Source organism: Aquibacillus salsiterrae, assembly GCF_028416595.1.
Lineage (GTDB): Bacteria > Bacillota > Bacilli > Bacillales > Amphibacillaceae > Aquibacillus_A > Aquibacillus_A salsiterrae.
On record NZ_JAMQKC010000009.1, the window covers coordinates 43,064 to 60,735 of the forward strand.

Genomic DNA, 17,672 nt, shown 5'->3' on the forward strand with positions numbered 1-17,672 from the left:
AATCTGCTTGCCTATTCTCTGCTCTAATGTAGTATAGTTGTATTATGAGAACGTATGTCATCTAGTTTTGAAAATGGAAGGGGTTTTAAGATTTTATGAAGCAACAAACATTTTTGTATAATTCTAAAGTAGAAAAAGTCCTCCGTAACATTAATAAAGTAATGATTGGAAAAGAAGAGGTGGCTACGTTAAGTCTAGTTGCGTTACTAGCGGAAGGGCATGTGTTGTTAGAAGATGTCCCTGGTGTTGGTAAAACTATGCTTGTCCGCACCCTTGCTAAATCGGTCGATTGTGAGTTTAAAAGAATTCAGTTTACACCAGACTTGTTACCTTCAGACGTTACAGGTGTTTCGATATATAATCCAAAAGAGATGGAGTTTGAATTTAGAGGGGGACCGATTCTTGGTGATATTGTCCTCGCAGATGAAATAAACCGAACGTCACCGAAAACCCAGTCGTCTCTGCTTGAAGCGATGGAAGAGATGAGTGTGACTGTGGATGGCCGGACAATTGATTTGTCTAAACCTTTTTTTGTGATGGCGACCCAGAACCCCATTGAATATGAAGGAACATACCCACTCCCGGAAGCTCAATTAGATAGATTTTTGCTTAAGTTAAATATGGGGTATCCGACCATGGACCAAGAGCTTGAAATGCTTGAACGGACATCCAAAGAGCATCCGATTCAGTCTGTCCAGGCTGTGATGACAAAAGAAGAGCTAAATAATGTCCAAAAACAAGTGCGAGAGGTTTTCATTGACCGGACGATTCAACAGTATATTGTGGACATTGTTACGAAAACAAGAACCCATCCATCTGTATATTTAGGCGTAAGTCCACGTGGCTCGATTGCCTTAATGAAAGCAGCTAAAGCCTATGCGTTTATTCATGACCGTGACTATGTGCTACCTGATGATGTGAAATATTTAGCTCCGTTCGTTTTAGCGCACCGGATTATTCTGAATTCTGAGGCTAAATTTGAAGGGATTTCTGCAGGAAGTGTTGTTAATCAAGTGTTAGCTGATGTTGCTGTACCCATTCGAAGGGAATATCCTTAATGATAAAGCGTATGGAATTCATCGTAAAAGTGTTAGCTGTTGTTGTCTTAGTTAGCGTATTTTACTCTTATGCGATGTTTCAAGGTGGCTTTGTCAGCTGGTTCTTGTTTTATAGTTTTCTACCATTAATCACTTATATGGCTGTCTTATTGTGTTATCCCATTTCAAATTGGCAGGTTACAAGGAAGATGGGCAAGAAAATGATTTATGCTGGTGATGAAATTCAAGTAGAAATTGAGATTAAGCGAAAAGTTGGCTTTCCGATTTACTTTCTAGTCATAGAGGAATTTTTCCCATCTTCGTTGCACCATAAAGATTCGTTAAGAAACAAATACAAGTATATGGATGAGCAAGAAGCATTGATAGAAAACCGTTCTATGAAACGAGTTGTTTTTCCGTGGTTTAAACGTAGAATTCGGATTAACTACCTATTAAAACATATTCCGCGCGGTGAACATCACGTAAAGGCCATTCGCCTCAAAACAGGTGATTTTTTTGGATTTGTGAAAAAAGACTATGTGTATCCAGTGGACAGCTATTTGCTCGCCTATCCTTCGACTCGAAAACTGTCGATTAAAGAGAAAGTAAATAGTTTTGATGAGGGTGGTTCTCCGTCTTATCGTGTCAACATGAAAAACACAAATGTTGTTTCTGGTGTAAGGGAATACATGCCAGGTGATCGTTTTTCATGGGTTGATTGGAAAACAACAGCTAGGAAAAACACAGTTATGACAAAAGAATTTGAACAAGAGAAAAGTTCGAATGTATTACTAGTGTTAGACGCCGTTGATTACCCAGGTTTGAATAGAATCTCCTTTGAAGGAAGTATTGAGCTTACTGCATCCGTGATTGAGGCGTTCAGAAGACGGACGGCACAGCTATCTTTCCTAGCCTTAGGGGAAGATGTGTTATATTTTCCGATGAACCAAGACAAAGGACAACAGAGCTTGATCAATAACTTCCTCGCTCGTCTTCAACCAACTGGGGATGTTGCTTTTGCCAAGCAACTTACGGGACAGATGAAAAAAATTCCAGGCGGGTTAATGGTAATGATTGTGCTTACTGCGATTGATGTAGAAAAAAAACGTGCTATCGATCAGTTAAAGCAAAAGTCAAAACGAATTATCGTGTTTTTAGTTAAACCAAAACCTGCCATTACCGATGTTGATAATGATATTGTTCATCAATTAAGAATAGAGGGTGTACTTGTCAATGTATTGTCAGAACAACAATTATTAGCTAAAGAATTTGAGGTGAACATGTAATGGAACGTTCGTCTCCAAACGTAACTAATTTGTATCAATTCATCGTTTATTTATGTGGATTCTTGCTTTTTTGGGAGTGGTTGAGACCGTTAAGTATTGTAACGGATACAGGAAACTTAAGTTTATTTGTGATGTACACAGCTTTTTGTTTTCTAATTTCCATATTACAAGTGAAATGGTGGCTATCAATTCCGCTAAAGTTAGCAGGACTTATATTTGTCATTGATGGATTGTTTATTTCTGAAAGGTTATTTAGTAAAGCGTGGTTTTATCTTCTTTATACACATGGACGATACAATTTGGAAGTGATTTTCCAACGTGATTTTACTGAAATGACAGCGTTGTTTAGAAGTTTCTTATTTTTGTTATTATTATGGCTAATGAGCTACTTACTCTATTATTGGTTCGTAGTCGCAAAGCGTATTTTCTTATTCGTGTTGTTAACTTTTATTTATATTACAGTGTTAGATACGTTTACTAACTATGATGCTAGTATAGCCATTGTTCGAATGTTTCTTGTTTCTTTAGTTGCGATGGGGATTACTAGTCATCTAAATATGGTAGAGAAAGAATCAATCAAGGAAATTGGATTTAAACGGTTAACGGCATGGCTCCTCCCGCTTATTTCAATTATATTATTTTCAACTGTAATCGGTTATGCTGCACCGAAGTTTGATCCGCAGTGGCCCGACCCAGTCCCATTCATTAAAAGTACGGCCGAAAATGCAGGAATAGGCTCAGGGGGAACGGTTGTGCAAAAGGTTGGTTATGGCGAGGACGATACAAGGTTAGGTGGTTCGTTCGTACAAGATTATGAACCCGTCTTTCAAGCTGCGGTTGAACAACCCAACTACTGGCGCATTGAATCAAAGGATTATTATACAGGTAAAGGTTGGGAGCGGTCATCAAAAGAGGAATACGTAGCTCAAGAAGATGGACGAATTCAATTTAAAACCTTCTCTGATAACGTGGACACAATCCCGCTGCGAGCCCTTGTTCGATTTGATGAAAAAGCTAAGTTGCCCAAGGTTGTCTATCCATATGGAATAGACACAATTTTTGGAACTGGTCAGGAAACCTATTATTTGGATTTTGACACAGGTGCGATTAAAGAGGAAAATGCAAAACTTAGCGGCTATCAAATAGAATATAACTATCCATCGTTCTCCATTGATGAGCTAAGGGGTGCTAGTGAGGAAGACCCAGAAGAGATTAAGGGAAAATATTTGCAACTACCTGAAAACCTTCCTAGTCGAGTCGGGGAGCTAGCGGCTGATGTGATTGCAAGCGATGATAATCGATATGACAAAGCAAAAGCAATGGAAAGTTACTTTAGTTTGAATGGCTACCTTTATCAGACTAAGGGTGTTGCTGTACCCGGCCGAAATGAGGATTACGTTGATCAATTCTTGTTTGATACTAAAGTCGGTTACTGTGATAACTTTTCAACTTCCATGGCAATCATGCTAAGGACACAAGGCATTCCAACTAGATGGGTAAAAGGTTTTACTAGTGGAGAAATTGTCGATGGCCAGCCTGATGTACCAGACAATTTAACCGTTTATGAAATACGAAATTCTAATGCGCACTCTTGGGTAGAAGTGTATTTCCCTGATATAGGTTGGGTGCCTTTTGAACCAACAAAAGGATTTTCAAATCCAGTTGATTTCACTATGGAAACAGCTGCAGAACCGAGTGGACAGGATGAACTGACAGCAGACCAAGAACAAAGTCCAGAAAATGCTGCGCAGGAAGAACAGGACATTCCGGGTAAGTATCAAGATTTTGAAGATGAGACCGCTACAGCTAGTGGGCCTTTGGATGGACAAGAAACGTCCGGTTACTGGAAATGGATCATTACTAGTAGTCTTGCAATCATTATTTCTCTAATCTTGTTCTTTACTAGATACCGCTGGATGTCAATCATCATGGGTAGAAGGTTCCGGCATAGCAAAAATGCGTCCGCTTATCAGGAAGCTTATCACTTTTTGCTAAAAGTTTTGGCCTACAAAGGGGTAAAACGAGATCAAGACCAAACACTTAGGGAATATGCAAAAGAAGTTGATAAAAGGTATCAGACTACTGATATGAGCCGTCTAACCTACCATTATGAACGGCAGTTATATCGTAATGACGTCGATTCTACTCAGTTGAATAAAATGACCGAATTGTGGGAAAATTTAATAAAACGTTCCTTGTCTTGACCTTTCTATTGACTCATTGGTAGAATAAATTAATCTAATATCCCTTCATATATACTGGGTAATATGGTCCCAAAGTCTCTACCAGAACACCGTAAATGTTCTGACTATGAAGGCGGAAAATTAAGACTGTCACTTTCTGCCTTCCTATTGTTTTTTTGGGGGGCAGATTTTTTATTGAAAGATAAGAAAGTATAAAAAGACCCAAGAGCTGTCTAGTTCCAGCGCCTAGCCCGCCTGAGGTCATAAGTCTAGCAAGGCGCGACTTGCGCTTTTCTTTACTAGATTTTGTCGGTTAAGTAAGATATTTATCTGTTATTTGCGTAAGTATTTGGCATAATAAAGGAATAAATGTCCGAAACAACCTTGGGGATTATCTTATAAGGGGATGAATCTTATGGAAATGAACAATGAATTTATCCTAGTGCTTGATTTTGGTAGTCAATATAACCAATTAATCACTAGAAGAATCAGAGAATTTGGTGTGTATAGTGAGTTGCATTCACACCGTTTAACAGCAGAAGATATCAAGGAAATGAACCCGAGTGGTATTATTTTATCTGGTGGACCGCACAGTGTTTATGATGAAAATAGCTTTCGTTGTGATGAAGCGATCTTTGACTTAGGTATTCCTGTTCTTGGTATTTGCTACGGAATGCAGCTTATGATGCAGCATTTTGGTGGAAATGTACAACGTGCGAAAGAGCGTGAATATGGTAAAGCGGATATTACGTTAACAGGGGAGCCTGTCTTATTTAAAGGCACGCCGACTACCCAGACTGTTTGGATGAGTCATGGAGATAAGATTATCGAGCCTGCACCTGGTTTTACAATTGATGCGACTAGTTCTTCCACGCCAGTTGCTGCCGTAAGTAATGTGGACCGCAATTTTTACGGTGTCCAATTCCATCCGGAAGTAAGGAATACGGAATATGGTAATGAGCTTTTAAATAAGTTTGTTTTTAATGTATGTCAATGTGAAGGAAATTGGACGATGGAAAACTTCATTGACATGGAAGTAGAGAAAATTCAAACAAAGGTTGGCAATAAGAAAGTCCTTTGCGCCTTAAGTGGTGGTGTAGACTCTTCTGTCGTGGCAGCCCTTATCCATAAAGCGATAGGTGACCAATTAACCTGTATTTTTGTTGATCATGGTTTATTAAGAAAAAACGAAGCAGACTTAGTAATGGAAACATTTAAAGGCAAATTCCATATGAACATTATTAAGGTTGATGCACAGGATCGATTTTTAAGTAAGTTAAAAGGCGTATCAGACCCTGAACAAAAACGTAAAATTATCGGGAATGAATTCATCTATGTGTTTGATGATGAAGCGGACAAGCTTAAGGATATTGAGTTCCTTGCTCAAGGTACATTGTATACGGATATTGTTGAAAGTGGTACGGAAACAGCGCAGACGATTAAGTCGCACCATAATGTAGGTGGGCTTCCTGAAGATATGCAATTTGAATTGATTGAACCATTAAACACGTTGTTTAAAGATGAAGTTCGTGCGTTAGGTGCGGAATTAGGTGTTCCAGATGATATCGTGTGGAGACAACCGTTCCCTGGACCTGGTCTTGGTATTCGTGTATTAGGTGAGATATCCGAAGAAAAAATTGAAATTGTCCGGGAATCAGATGCGATTTTACGTGAGGAAATTAAAAATGCAGGATTAGATCGCGACATTTGGCAGTATTTCACAGTGTTACCAGACATTCGTAGTGTTGGGGTAATGGGGGATGCGCGTACGTATGATTACACGATTGGTATTCGTGCTGTCACATCGATTGATGGGATGACATCCGATTGGGCTCGGATTCCGTGGGACGTATTAGAGAAAATCTCAACACGGATTGTTAATGAAGTGGAACACATTAACCGTGTTGTCTATGATATTACAAGTAAGCCACCTGCAACAATTGAGTGGGAATAATAAACGATTATGGTACATGAGTACAGGCCAAATCACATGTTGATTTGGCCCTTCTTTTTTAGATTTAAGAAAGAAGTGGGTAAGTATAGGAAAAAAATGCAGAAAAATGTCATTACCGAACAATGCAAAAAATAAATTTAAAAACATTCGTTTTTTGCCTTGACTTATGCCGAACCTATTAGTATTATAGTCCATGTAATCATAAAAACTATTAATAAAGATACCGTCGTATAATTTTGGGAATATGGCCCAAGAGTTTCTACTAGACTACCGTAAATGGTCTGACTACGCTGGTGATTTTGCAAATGTATTATATTTGCAATTTTTCCTGTTTAGTTTATGTAGCACTCTTGGCTTTGGCTAAGAGTGCTTTTTAATTTTGGTATCATCCAAAAATTGCTAAGTTTAGCTCTGGCGCTATTGTACATGCACATTATTATCATGACGGAATTTTGGGAGGAAATAGCTGTGAAGGAATTTTTTCGATTTGAAGAACTAGGTACTAATTTCCGTACAGAGTTTATTGCTGGTTTAACAACGTTTTTATCAATGGCATATATTTTATTTGTAAATCCTTTGACACTTGCTACGGAAGGAACAGGAATGGACCAAGGTGCAGTCTTTACAGCTACTGCTGTTGCAGCTGCAGTTGGTACGCTTATCATGGGTCTTCTGGCGAAATATCCAGTGGCGCTTGCTCCTGGAATGGGGTTAAACGCCTTTTTCTCTTACACAGTTGTGTTGGGATGGGGTATTCCTTGGGAAACGGCTTTAGCTGGTGTATTAGCATCTGGTCTTATCTTTATCGTATTAACTCTTACAGGGTTACGCGAAACAATAATCAACTCCATTCCTGCTAACTTAAAAATGGCTGTTGGTGCTGGTATCGGCTTGTTTATTGCATTTATTGGTTTTCAAAACTCAGGTATTATTGTCGATAACCCTGCAACATTGGTTGGGTTAGGCGATCTAACAAATGGTGGTACATTGTTAGCAGTGTTTGGAATTATCGTTACCGTTGTTTTACTTGCTTTGAATGTTAAAGGTGGCGTATTCTACGGCATGTTAATTACTTCCGTTGCAGGTATGATTACTGGTTTAATCTCACCTCCAACTGGACTTAATGATATTGTTGGTCCTGTGCCAAGTTTAGCTCCAACCTTTGGTGCTGCGTTTGCACACTTTGGTGACATATTTACTGGTAAAATGCTAGTTGTTATCTTAACGTTTTTGTTCGTCGACTTCTTTGACACAGCGGGTACGTTAGTTGCTGTTGCATCAAAAGCTGGTTTAATGAAAGATAACAAATTACCACGTGCTGGTAAAGCTTTATTCTCTGATTCGGCTGCAACTGTTGTTGGTGCTGTGTTAGGTACTTCAACAACTACTTCTTATGTTGAATCTACGACTGGAGTTAGTGCTGGCGGCCGTTCTGGTTTTACATCAGTTGTAACTGCAGGGTTTTTCCTATTAGCTCTAGTCTTCTCGCCACTATTAGGTATCATTACGTCTGAAGTAACGGCACCTGCATTAATCATTGTTGGGGTGTTAATGGCAACTTCGTTAAAAGATATTGAATGGGACCGTTTTGAAATTGCAGTTCCTTCATTCTTGACAGTTGTAATCATGCCACTTGCATACAGTATTGCAACAGGTATTGCGATGGGATTCGTGTTCTACCCAGTCTTAATGGCGTTAAAAGGAAAGTCGAAAGAAGTTCATCCGATTATGTGGTTCTTGTTCGTTGTTTTCCTAGGCTATCTTATTTTCTTACACTAAAAAATTATCAGAAAAGCTTTGGCTAATCGAATCGATTGGTTGAAGCTTTTTTTTTGCCTGGTTTCTCTTTTAGAATTGATAATGCGCGACAGCCTTGACGGACCCGCTCGTCGGCAGAAATGAGTTCAGATTAGTAAAAAAGCGTGTCTAATTTCAATTTGCTTGAATTAATAGTTAACAACATATATAATTAACAAAGTTAACTATTTTTTGAGGTGATTGTCTGTGGATAGGTCTGAGAAAATAACTTTAATAGAAAAGAATTTTCGGGATTTCTTTCGCCAAACACGTAAAGAGTTAAACCACATGTTGGGACAGGAGATAGCGAGTCATGAGTTATCCTTGCTTAAGCTTTTATATGAAAAACGCATCCATACGGTTTCCTCTCTTGCTGCGGAGCTTGGTGTTACATCTAGCCATATTACGTCTGTTACAGAACGGATGGTGAAGAAGAAATTTATAGTCAGGGAGCGTTCTTTAGTGGATCGAAGAGTTGTGCAGCTGTCTTTGACGGACAAAGGAATCGAGCTTGTGGCAGACTTGGACCAAAGAAGGCATGAATTCATCGCAAAAAAATTTAAAAATCTATCTGATGAAGAATTGAGTCAACTACAACATATTTTTCAGAAAATTTTGTAGTTGATAAAATTTTTCTAAAGCTAATATGAAGGAGTGAAGTGAACATCATGGAGCATCTAGAACAAAAACAGAAAGTTACTATTATGATAGCAATAATGGCAGCCATGTTATTTGCGGCGTTAAATCAAACGATTGTTGGAACAGCTTTACCAAGAATTATTTCAGATATTGGTGGTATGGATTATTATAATTGGGTTTTTACTGTTTACATGTTAGGATCAAGTGTGACTGCAATACTGGTTGGAAAGCTATCCGACATCTACGGACGTAAAATTTTTATTTTGATTGGAATAGGTTTATTTCTTGTGGCTTCCTTTCTAAACGGGACATCGACTAACATTACCCAGTTAATCATTTACCGTGGAATCCAAGGGATGGCTGGTGGTGTAATCATGTCTACTTCCTTTACTGCGGTGGGCGATTTATTTTCTCCACGAGAACGCGGAAGATGGCAAGGGCTAATGGGTGGTATATTTGGCCTTTCTAGTGTCTTTGGACCTACGCTTGGTGGCTATATTGTTGATAACTGGAATTGGCAGTGGGTATTTTGGATATTCCTTCCAGTTGGTGTCGTTGCTTTTATTTTAATTGTAAAGATGTTTCCAAATACGGAAAAAAGAGAGCGTGAATCTGTCGACTATTTTGGCTCTGTTTTCATTACCCTTGCGATGATCCCGTTGTTACTGGCATTTTCATGGGCAGGAACAACCTATGATTGGGTCTCCTTCCAAATTATTGGTCTGTTTTTCGCATCGGTGATTTTTTTCCTTTTATTTATTTATACCGAAAAGAAAGTGAAAAGCCCGGTTTTGCCGTTGGAGCTTTTTAAAAACTCTATCTTTTCCGTAGCCAATTTCTCAGGTCTAGTTCTAGGGATGGGTATGTTTGGTGCAATAATGTACGTACCACTTTTTGTTCAAGGAGTAATTGGTACTTCAGCCACACAGTCTGGCTTTGTTATGATGCCGATGACGCTAAGCATGGTATTAACTAGTGCAGTAGGTGGACAAATTATTACGAAAACAGGTAAATATAAGCTGCAGGCAATTCTAGGATTAGCTGTAATGACTATCGGACTATTTCTATTATCGCAGATGGGGATGGAATCTACTAACGGGACTGCTGTTCGTAATATGATTATTACTGGACTAGGTCTAGGGTTAAGCTTCCCTATTTTTACTCTTGTTGTACAAAATGCCGTGGAGCATCGGTTACTAGGAGTAGCTACTGCATCGAACCAGTTGTTTAGGCAACTTGGTGGGACGATTGGTGTATCAATCATGGGAACAGTGATGTCAGCTCGAATGTCAGATAAAATGGCAGACTTGGCTAATGCGAGTGAAGGACTTCCACAAAAGGATTCACCATTGGCTGAACAATTTGCTGCGTTAAAGAATCCTCAAATACTGATGAATCCTGATCAGTTAGACGCATTAAGAGATAAAGTTCCTGAAGATTTTGTTAATTATTTTGACCAAGCAATCTTGATGCTGCGTGAAAGTTTGAACTATGCGCTAGAGGGTGTGTTCTTTGTTGGAGCAGGAGTAATTTTAATTGGGATTCTCCTTACTTTCTTTTTGAAGGAAATTCCCCTTCGAACATCGAACAAAAAAGAAGAGACAAAAGCCAGTGATAATCTTAAGCATCAACCAAGTGAATAAGATTTAAAAATTGTGTGTCAGGCGCGGGTTACATTTGCGTCTGGCATTTTTTTTAAAGATTAGAAAAAAGATTCAAGAGCTAATCAAGGCGCCTACGCTTTTCGATTGTCTAGCTCCGGTGCCTAGCTCCTCGAGGTCGTATGTCAATCCTCTCCATGGCAAAGAGCGCCATTACGAGGCTTGACGTACGCTTGTCGGAGCTGATCGAGGCGCCTGCGCTTTTCTTACCTCCTACAATTTAGACATAAAAACATGCGCTAAACATATATTTATACAGAAAGCGCTTTCAATAAAGGAGGTAAAAGGATGAATCTCACGAAGAAAATTTTGATTGGTTTAAGTTTGGGTGCATTCATTGGTTTATTATTACATTTCTTAGCCCCGGGTGCCTTTGATGTTTTAAACAATTATCTTTTCGGTCCACTAGGTACCATCTTTCTCAATTTAATCAATATGCTCGTTGTCCCGATTGTGTTTTTCTCAATAACGTTAGGAACAGCTTCATTAGGTGATCCGAAAAAGCTTGGTCGAATTGGCGTAAAGACTATATCATTCTTTCTGGCAACGACAACGATTGCCATTGTTATCGCACTTATTCTTGCCTACATCATCCAACCTGGAAACATAAATATCAATACCGCTGGTGCTGATTTTGAAAGTAAGGAAGCGCCATCCGTGGTAGATACCTTTACAAGTATTATTCCAACCAACCCGCTACAAGCAATGGCAGATGGTAATATGTTGCAAATTATCTTTTTCTCTATCCTTATTGGCTTTGCCTTGGCTATTCTTGGTAAGAAAACGGAAGGTATTTATAAGCTTGTTGAACAAGGTAATGACATTATGATGTATCTTGTTAATTTAATCATGAAGTTTGCGCCGTACGGGGCATTTGGCTTACTTGCATCAGCGATTGGCAGAATGGGATTAGAAGGTGCTTGGGCAATGATTTCTTATATGCTCGTTGTCATTGTTGCACTTATTATCCATGTGTTTGTTACGTATGCCCCTGCTGTCAAAATATTAGGGAAAAGAAACCCGAGGCAGTTCTTTAAAGGTTTTTTCCCTGCGATGACGGTAGCCTTTAGTACATCGAGTAGTGGTGCAACGTTACCAATCTCTATGAAAACTGCCCAAGAGAATTTGAAAGTACCTAAACAAATAAGTAGTTTCGTTCAACCGCTTGGTGCAACGGTTAATATGGACGGGACGGCAATTATGCAAGGGGTAGCAACTGTATTTATTGCGCAGGTGTACAATGTTGACTTAGGTTTTTCACAGATTATAATGGTTATCCTTGTCGCAGTATTAGCAAGTATTGGTACTGCAGGTGTCCCTGGTGTTGGTCTAATCATGCTTGCGATGGTGTTAAATCAAGTAGCATTACCGGTGGAAGGAATTGCTCTAATTATCGGTATTGATCGATTGTTAGATATGCTTCGAACAGCGGTAAATGTAACTGGAGACGCAGCCTGTGCTGTCGTTGTTTCGGAAACGGAAAAAAAGCACAGCGAACAAGTGAGTTAATGGAAAACATGATGTGTAAAACATGGGACGGAATCGACTTCTGTAAATTAACGGTTTGAGTGTTGACGCAAAACCCTATTGGTTACTCAATAGGGTTTTGCTATGTTTTGTTGGGAATGTCTTGTGAACAGAGTCTGAATAGCAGCTGAATTCGGACAGAGAGAGTAGAAAGTGAGTTAACTGAGTCCGAATAGCACCCTAATTCGGACAGAGAAAGCCGATAATGGGTTAACCGAGTCCGAATAGCACCCTAATTCGGACAGAGGAAACCGATATTGGGTGAAGCGAGTCCGAATAGCACCCTAATTCGGACAGAGGAAGCCGATATTGGGTAAACTGAGTCCGAATAGCACCCTAATTCGGACAGAGAGAGCAGATAATGGGTTAACTCAGTCCGAATAGCACCTCAATTCGGACAGAGGAAGCCGATAATGGGTGAACCGAGTCCGAATAGCACCCTAATTCGGACAGAGGAAGCCGATAATGGGTGAACCGAGTCCGAATAGCACCCTAATTCGGACAGAGAGAGTAGAAAGTGAGTTAACTGAGTCCGAATAGCACCCTAATTCGGACAGAGAAAGCCGATAATGGGTGAACCGAGTCCGAATAGCACCCTAATTCGGACAGAGGAAACCGATAATGGGTGAACCGAGTCCGAATAGCACCCTAATTCGGACAGAGGAAGCCGATATTGGGTAAACTGAGTCCGAATAGCACCCTAGACAGCAACGTTATATGATACAGAAAAAATATCAAGTCAAGATCAAACAAAAACTATTCTTAGACCATTATTAGTGCCAGCGATAACAACTGTTTTGGGTGATTATGCATTTTGGCCAGGAAAACGGTTGAAGGCGGTAGATCAGCGAAATGATATGGATGCCTAACTGACTAAATTCAAAAGCTATCTAACGCAGGGCGCCTACCCCTTCGAGTCGTAAGACAATCTTCTACATGGCAAGGGTCGCCGTTATGAGGTTTGTCTTACACTTTTCGGGGGTCTAGCAAGGCACCCCGTATTTTTCTAAAAAACAAGCTTTAGTAAACCGTTTTGATAGGTGATGTTTGTTGGTGTTTGTTTTTTAATTGGAAATGGCAATTCGATAGTTCGGGCAAATTCACCCTCGATAATCTCATTCTTGATTACTAAACAATCATCCTGCTGTAAATCTAAAATCCCTCGTATATGCAAGATGGTATTGTCTACCGTGATCTCGACGTCGCTTGGTTCTCTTAAACCTGGAAGATTTATTAAGCAAATCAGCTGTTGGTCTAATTTGTACAGGTTCATTTGTGGAATTTGTGGCCGTGCAATCTCTTTATCCTCTGTCACAGTAGTATCAATCATGACTAAATCATGTAAATTCTTAAATTTATCTGAATGAATCGATACGTCCATAAGAAAACTCCTTTCCGAAAGGGTCGTGTCTTAACCTCATGACATTTGTCTCCTATAGTTGAATGCGATATAGTATGCATAACTGAGATTATAGGTGAATGACGAGCTAGATTGTAAAAGGTTACCACTATATTTGTGAAAATGGGGTATAGTAATATGAAAGAAATAGGAGGAAGTTTGTTTTGCTTGAAAATGCTCTAGTTGTTATTGTCATTGTTTTATCTGTTAACGTATTTTATGTTTCCTTTTCAACGTTAAGGGTTATTTTAACGCTAAAAGGTAGAAGGTATATTGCTGCAGTTATTGGTACATTTGAAATTATGATCTACACTGTTGGCCTTGGGGTTGTCCTAGATAATCTCGACCGGATTGAAAATTTAATTGCCTATGGGCTTGGTTATGGAATTGGTGTTATTGTTGGGTCAAAGATTGAAGAGAAATTAGCACTAGGCTATATTACTGTAAATGTCATTTCATCCGCTCCAGAGTTAAAATTCACCAAACAGCTGAGAGAAAAAGGCTATGGAGTAACGAGTTGGTCTGCTTACGGGATGGAAGGTGACCGTTTAGCGATGCAAATCCTAACACCGCGTAAATATGAACTTCGTCTTTATGAAGCAATAAAGGAAATAGATGCAAAAGCGTTTATTATTTCTTATGAGCCGAAGCAAATTCACGGTGGATTCTGGGTCAAACAAGTGAGGAAAGGGCGTCTTTTTAGAAATGGTAAAGCAGAAGAAAAAAAGATTTGAATTACAAGAGAATGAAACAATTACTCAATGCCTTGATCGTATCAAACAGGCTGGCTATACACCGGTGAGAAGAGTAGAAGAGCCGATCTTTCAAGAAATAAGCAATAACGGTCAAATTTCTTATGAACCAGTAGCAAGAAAAGTCATTTTTGATGCTATACCTGAGCAAAACACGAACATTAAAAAATAATAAATATTAATTGTTCGATATTTTGTTGACATTGAATGATAGAACTTGTTATCATAGTAACGTACTCAATTTACCTAAAACGTCCACTATAAATTAATAATTTCACCTCATATAATTTCGGGGATATGGCCCGATAGTTTCTACCCGTCACCGTAAATGATGGACTATGAGGGAGGATGAATCATTGCATCTTACTCCTTTTATAAAGGGATTAGTAGCGATGGTTTCATATGCATAAAATCTAATTTATGCCTATTCATCTTCTCTCAATTGTTGAGTGGATGAATAGGCATTTTTATATAATAAGGAAAGAGGGATAGCATGGCAATGGTCGGAGTGGTAATGGGCAGTATTTCGGATTGGGAGACGATGCAGCATACATGTGAAATGTTGGTGGAAATAGGCATTCCATATGAGAAGGACATTATCTCCGCACATCGTACACCTGATGACATGTTCCGCTATGCCGGAGAGGCCAAGGAAAGAGGATTAAAAGTGATTATCGCAGGAGCTGGTGGAGCTGCTCACCTACCTGGTATGATTGCAGCGAAAACAACCTTACCTGTGATTGGTGTACCAGTACAATCAAAGGCACTGAACGGATTAGACTCTTTACTATCGATTGTGCAAATGCCGGGTGGAGTTCCTGTTGCGACGGTTGCGATTGGTTCAGCAGGTGCAAAAAATGCTGGACTGTTAGCGGCACAGATGATTGGTGCATTTGACATAGAAGTTAGTTCAAAACTTGTAAACTATCAACAAGGCTTGCAAACAAAAGTCGAAGAAATGAGGGAACAGCTTGCGACAAAATAAAATTTTTCCAGGTTCAACAATCGGGATTATTGGTGGAGGTCAGCTAGGAAGAATGATGGCGACGGTAGCAAAGCATATGGGATACCGCATTGTTGTATTAGACCCAACACCCGACTGTCCAGCAGCCCAAGTAAGTGATGACCACATTATTGCAGATTACGCAAATATAAACGCAATCCAACAGTTAATCGAAAAAAGTGATGTGATTACGTATGAGTTTGAGAACGTTGACCTAGAAGCAGCCCGTTTAATAGAAGAACAAGGAATACTACCTCAAGGTTCTGAACTGTTGCGTATTACCAAAGATCGTGAAAATGAAAAGAACGTGATGGTAAAAAGTGGACTACCTGTCCCGCGATTTGCAATCATTACCGAACCAAGCCAACTTAAAGCTGCTGCTCGAAAGGTTGGCATTCCGTCTGTCGTTAAGACGTGTACGGGAGGCTATGATGGCAAAGGGCAATGGAAGATTAGTACAGAAGATGATATCGATGCAGCTAGTCAGTTCATTGAAAAAAATGGCCGCTGTATTTTAGAAGGATGGGTGCCGTTTGATAAAGAAGTGTCGGTTGTTTTCACAAGAGCAACAACTGGTGAAATAACAGTATTCCCGTTAGTAGAAAACGAACATAAAGATCATATTCTCCATAAATCCACGGCACCGGCGAATGTATCTGAAGCTGTTCTGGAAAAAGCTTATGATGCTGCCATTAAAATTGCTGAAACTATTGGGGTTGTTGGGACGTTTGCCATTGAGATGTTTGTTTGTGGCGAAGAAATATACATTAATGAAATGGCGCCACGTCCGCACAATTCAGGACATTATACCATCGAAGCGTGTAACGTGTCCCAGTTTGAACAGCATATTCGAGCGATTTGTGGATTTCCGCTTGTTCCGATTGAATTCCATGGTGCAGCGGTAATGATTAATTTATTAGGCGATGACATAGATCGCTATTTCGAACAAATCGACACCTTGCAACACGCACACATCCACTTATATGGAAAAAAGGAAAGTAAACCGAAACGAAAAATGGGTCACTTGACGTTCGTTGGGCAAGATATAGATGAACTAAATCAACTAATAAATGAAGTAAGTAAAAAAATTAACCAATAGAGAGATAGATAATAGGAGGAAACAGATGTTAAACCGTTATACTCGCGAAGAAATGGGATCAATCTGGACAGAAGAAAATAAATTTAAAGCTTGGCTAGAAGTAGAAATTTTGGCATGTGAGGCATGGAGTGAGCTAGGCGTTATTCCGAAAGAGGATGTCGCAAAGCTTAGAGAGAATGCAACGTTCGATATTAATCGTATCTATGAAATAGAGCAAGATACACGACACGATGTAGTTGCGTTTACTCGTGCTGTATCAGAAACACTTGGTGAAGAGAAAAAGTGGGTCCACTACGGATTAACTTCGACTGATGTAGTAGACACGGCGCTATCTTATCTTTTAAAACAAGCAAACGATATCCTTCGAAACGACATCGAAACATTCGTTGATATTTTAGCTAATAAAGCAAAAGTGCATAAGCACACAGTAATGATGGGGAGAACGCACGGTGTCCACGCGGAACCGACAACGTTCGGATTGAAAATGGCGCTATGGTACGAAGAAATGAAGCGTAACCTAGAGCGTTTTAACGCAGCTGCCGAAGTAATTGAAACTGGTAAGTTATCTGGTGCGGTTGGAACGTATGCAAATATTGATCCGTTCGTTGAAACGTATGTATGTGAAAAGCTTGGTTTAGCACCAGCACCAGTCTCGACACAAACATTGCAACGTGACCGTCATGCACAGTACATGTCTACCCTTGCTTTAATCGGGGCATCCATTGAGAAGTTTGCAACAGAAGTTCGAGGCTTACAAAAGACAGAAACAAGAGAAGTGGAAGAGTTTTTCGCGAAAGGTCAAAAGGGTTCATCGGCAATGCCTCATAAACGTAACCCAATCGGATCGGAAAATATGACAGGGATGGCAAGAGTGTTACGTGGTTATATGGTAACAGCCTATGAAAATGTTGCCTTATGGCATGAAAGAGATATTTCCCACTCTTCGGCAGAACGTGTGATTTTACCAGACGCAACAATTGCATTGAACTACATGCTTAATCGTTTCTCTAACATTATTAAGAATCTAACTGTTTTTGAAGACAATATGAAAAAGAACATTGACAAGACGTACGGTGTTATCTTCTCGCAACGCGTATTACTTGCCCTTATTGACAAAGGAATGAGCCGTGAAGAAGCGTATGACTTGGTTCAACCAAATGCAATGAAGGCTTGGGAAGAAGGGATTCACTTTAAAGAATTAGTAAAGGCAGAGGCTAAAATCACGTCCTTAGTATCTGCGGATGAAATTGAAGATTGCTTTGATTATACGTACCACTTAAAGAATGTTGATAAGATTTTTGCGAAAATTGGTTTGAATTAAAGGAGCAGGTGAAA

General features: G+C 39.5%; 14 protein-coding genes and 3 riboswitches. Of the genes, 13 read left to right on the plus strand and 1 reads right to left on the minus strand.

The features are described 5' to 3' along the window. Positions 1 to 95 precede the first annotated feature (95 nt). The 8 genes from NC799_RS11255 to NC799_RS11290 all read left to right on the plus strand — a co-directional run bounded on the left by NC799_RS11255 (position 96) and on the right by NC799_RS11290 (position 12,066). The gene (locus tag NC799_RS11255) at positions 96 to 1,058 is read left to right on the plus strand and encodes an AAA family ATPase (RefSeq protein WP_272446536.1); all 963 of its coding nucleotides are present in this window, start codon (positions 96 to 98) and stop codon (positions 1,056 to 1,058) included. After that, complete coding sequence (locus tag NC799_RS11260; protein ID WP_272446537.1) at positions 1,058 to 2,323, plus strand: DUF58 domain-containing protein; 1,266 nt, start codon at positions 1,058 to 1,060, stop codon at positions 2,321 to 2,323. The genes NC799_RS11255 and NC799_RS11260 overlap by 1 nt, the downstream gene beginning before the upstream one ends. Next, positions 2,323 to 4,527 (plus strand): DUF4129 domain-containing transglutaminase family protein, encoded by a 2,205-nt coding sequence (locus NC799_RS11265; RefSeq protein WP_272446538.1) that lies wholly within the window; start codon positions 2,323 to 2,325, stop codon positions 4,525 to 4,527. Before NC799_RS11260 ends, NC799_RS11265 begins: the two co-directional genes overlap by 1 nt. A gap of 25 nt (positions 4,528 to 4,552) precedes the next feature. Next, positions 4,553 to 4,654: riboswitch (purine riboswitch) on the plus strand. Between the two features lie 267 nt (positions 4,655 to 4,921). Continuing rightward, on the plus strand, positions 4,922 to 6,460 hold the full coding sequence (guaA, locus tag NC799_RS11270; protein ID WP_417006678.1) for a glutamine-hydrolyzing GMP synthase: 1,539 nt from the start codon (positions 4,922 to 4,924) through the stop codon (positions 6,458 to 6,460). Positions 6,461 to 6,666: 206 nt separating this feature from the next. Then, positions 6,667 to 6,768: riboswitch (purine riboswitch) on the plus strand. 160 nt (positions 6,769 to 6,928) lie between these two features. Further along, the gene (locus tag NC799_RS11275) at positions 6,929 to 8,239 is read left to right on the plus strand and encodes an NCS2 family permease (RefSeq protein WP_272446540.1); all 1,311 of its coding nucleotides are present in this window, start codon (positions 6,929 to 6,931) and stop codon (positions 8,237 to 8,239) included. A 306-nt stretch (positions 8,240 to 8,545) separates the two neighbouring features. After that, the gene (locus tag NC799_RS11280) at positions 8,546 to 8,878 is read left to right on the plus strand and encodes a MarR family winged helix-turn-helix transcriptional regulator (RefSeq protein ID WP_272446541.1); all 333 of its coding nucleotides are present in this window, start codon (positions 8,546 to 8,548) and stop codon (positions 8,876 to 8,878) included. Between the two features lie 47 nt (positions 8,879 to 8,925). After that, positions 8,926 to 10,539, plus strand: a complete 1,614-nt coding sequence (locus tag NC799_RS11285) for an MDR family MFS transporter (RefSeq protein WP_272446542.1) — start codon at positions 8,926 to 8,928, stop codon at positions 10,537 to 10,539. Between the two features lie 306 nt (positions 10,540 to 10,845). Continuing rightward, positions 10,846 to 12,066 carry a dicarboxylate/amino acid:cation symporter gene (locus NC799_RS11290; RefSeq protein ID WP_272446543.1) on the plus strand — a complete coding sequence of 407 codons (1,221 nt, stop codon included), beginning with the start codon at positions 10,846 to 10,848 and terminating at the stop codon, positions 12,064 to 12,066. Between the two features lie 1,024 nt (positions 12,067 to 13,090). Here the strand turns inward: NC799_RS11290 and NC799_RS11295 are convergent. Next, positions 13,091 to 13,465: an Hsp20/alpha crystallin family protein gene (locus tag NC799_RS11295; RefSeq protein WP_272446544.1), complete on the minus strand. Its 375-nt coding sequence runs from the start codon at positions 13,463 to 13,465 to the stop codon at positions 13,091 to 13,093. Positions 13,466 to 13,647: 182 nt separating this feature from the next. On the opposite strand from NC799_RS11295, the gene NC799_RS11300 reads away from it, so the two are divergent. The 5 genes from NC799_RS11300 (at position 13,648) to purB (ending at position 17,658) form a co-directional block, all read left to right on the plus strand. Next, entirely contained in the window at positions 13,648 to 14,217 is a 570-nt protein-coding gene (locus NC799_RS11300; RefSeq protein WP_272446545.1) for a DUF2179 domain-containing protein, read from the plus strand. After that, complete coding sequence (locus tag NC799_RS11305) at positions 14,189 to 14,407, plus strand: NETI motif-containing protein (RefSeq protein WP_272446546.1); 219 nt, start codon at positions 14,189 to 14,191, stop codon at positions 14,405 to 14,407. Before NC799_RS11300 ends, NC799_RS11305 begins: the two co-directional genes overlap by 29 nt. A gap of 87 nt (positions 14,408 to 14,494) precedes the next feature. Next, positions 14,495 to 14,594: riboswitch (purine riboswitch) on the plus strand. Between the two features lie 134 nt (positions 14,595 to 14,728). Further along, on the plus strand, positions 14,729 to 15,220 hold the full coding sequence (purE, locus tag NC799_RS11310; RefSeq protein ID WP_272446547.1) for a 5-(carboxyamino)imidazole ribonucleotide mutase: 492 nt from the start codon (positions 14,729 to 14,731) through the stop codon (positions 15,218 to 15,220). Next, on the plus strand, positions 15,207 to 16,337 hold the full coding sequence (purK, locus tag NC799_RS11315) for a 5-(carboxyamino)imidazole ribonucleotide synthase (protein ID WP_272446548.1): 1,131 nt from the start codon (positions 15,207 to 15,209) through the stop codon (positions 16,335 to 16,337). The genes purE and purK overlap by 14 nt, the downstream gene beginning before the upstream one ends. Before the next feature lie 25 nt (positions 16,338 to 16,362). Further along, positions 16,363 to 17,658 carry an adenylosuccinate lyase gene (gene purB, locus NC799_RS11320; protein WP_272446549.1) on the plus strand — a complete coding sequence of 432 codons (1,296 nt, stop codon included), beginning with the start codon at positions 16,363 to 16,365 and terminating at the stop codon, positions 17,656 to 17,658. Positions 17,659 to 17,672: the final 14 nt, after the last annotated feature.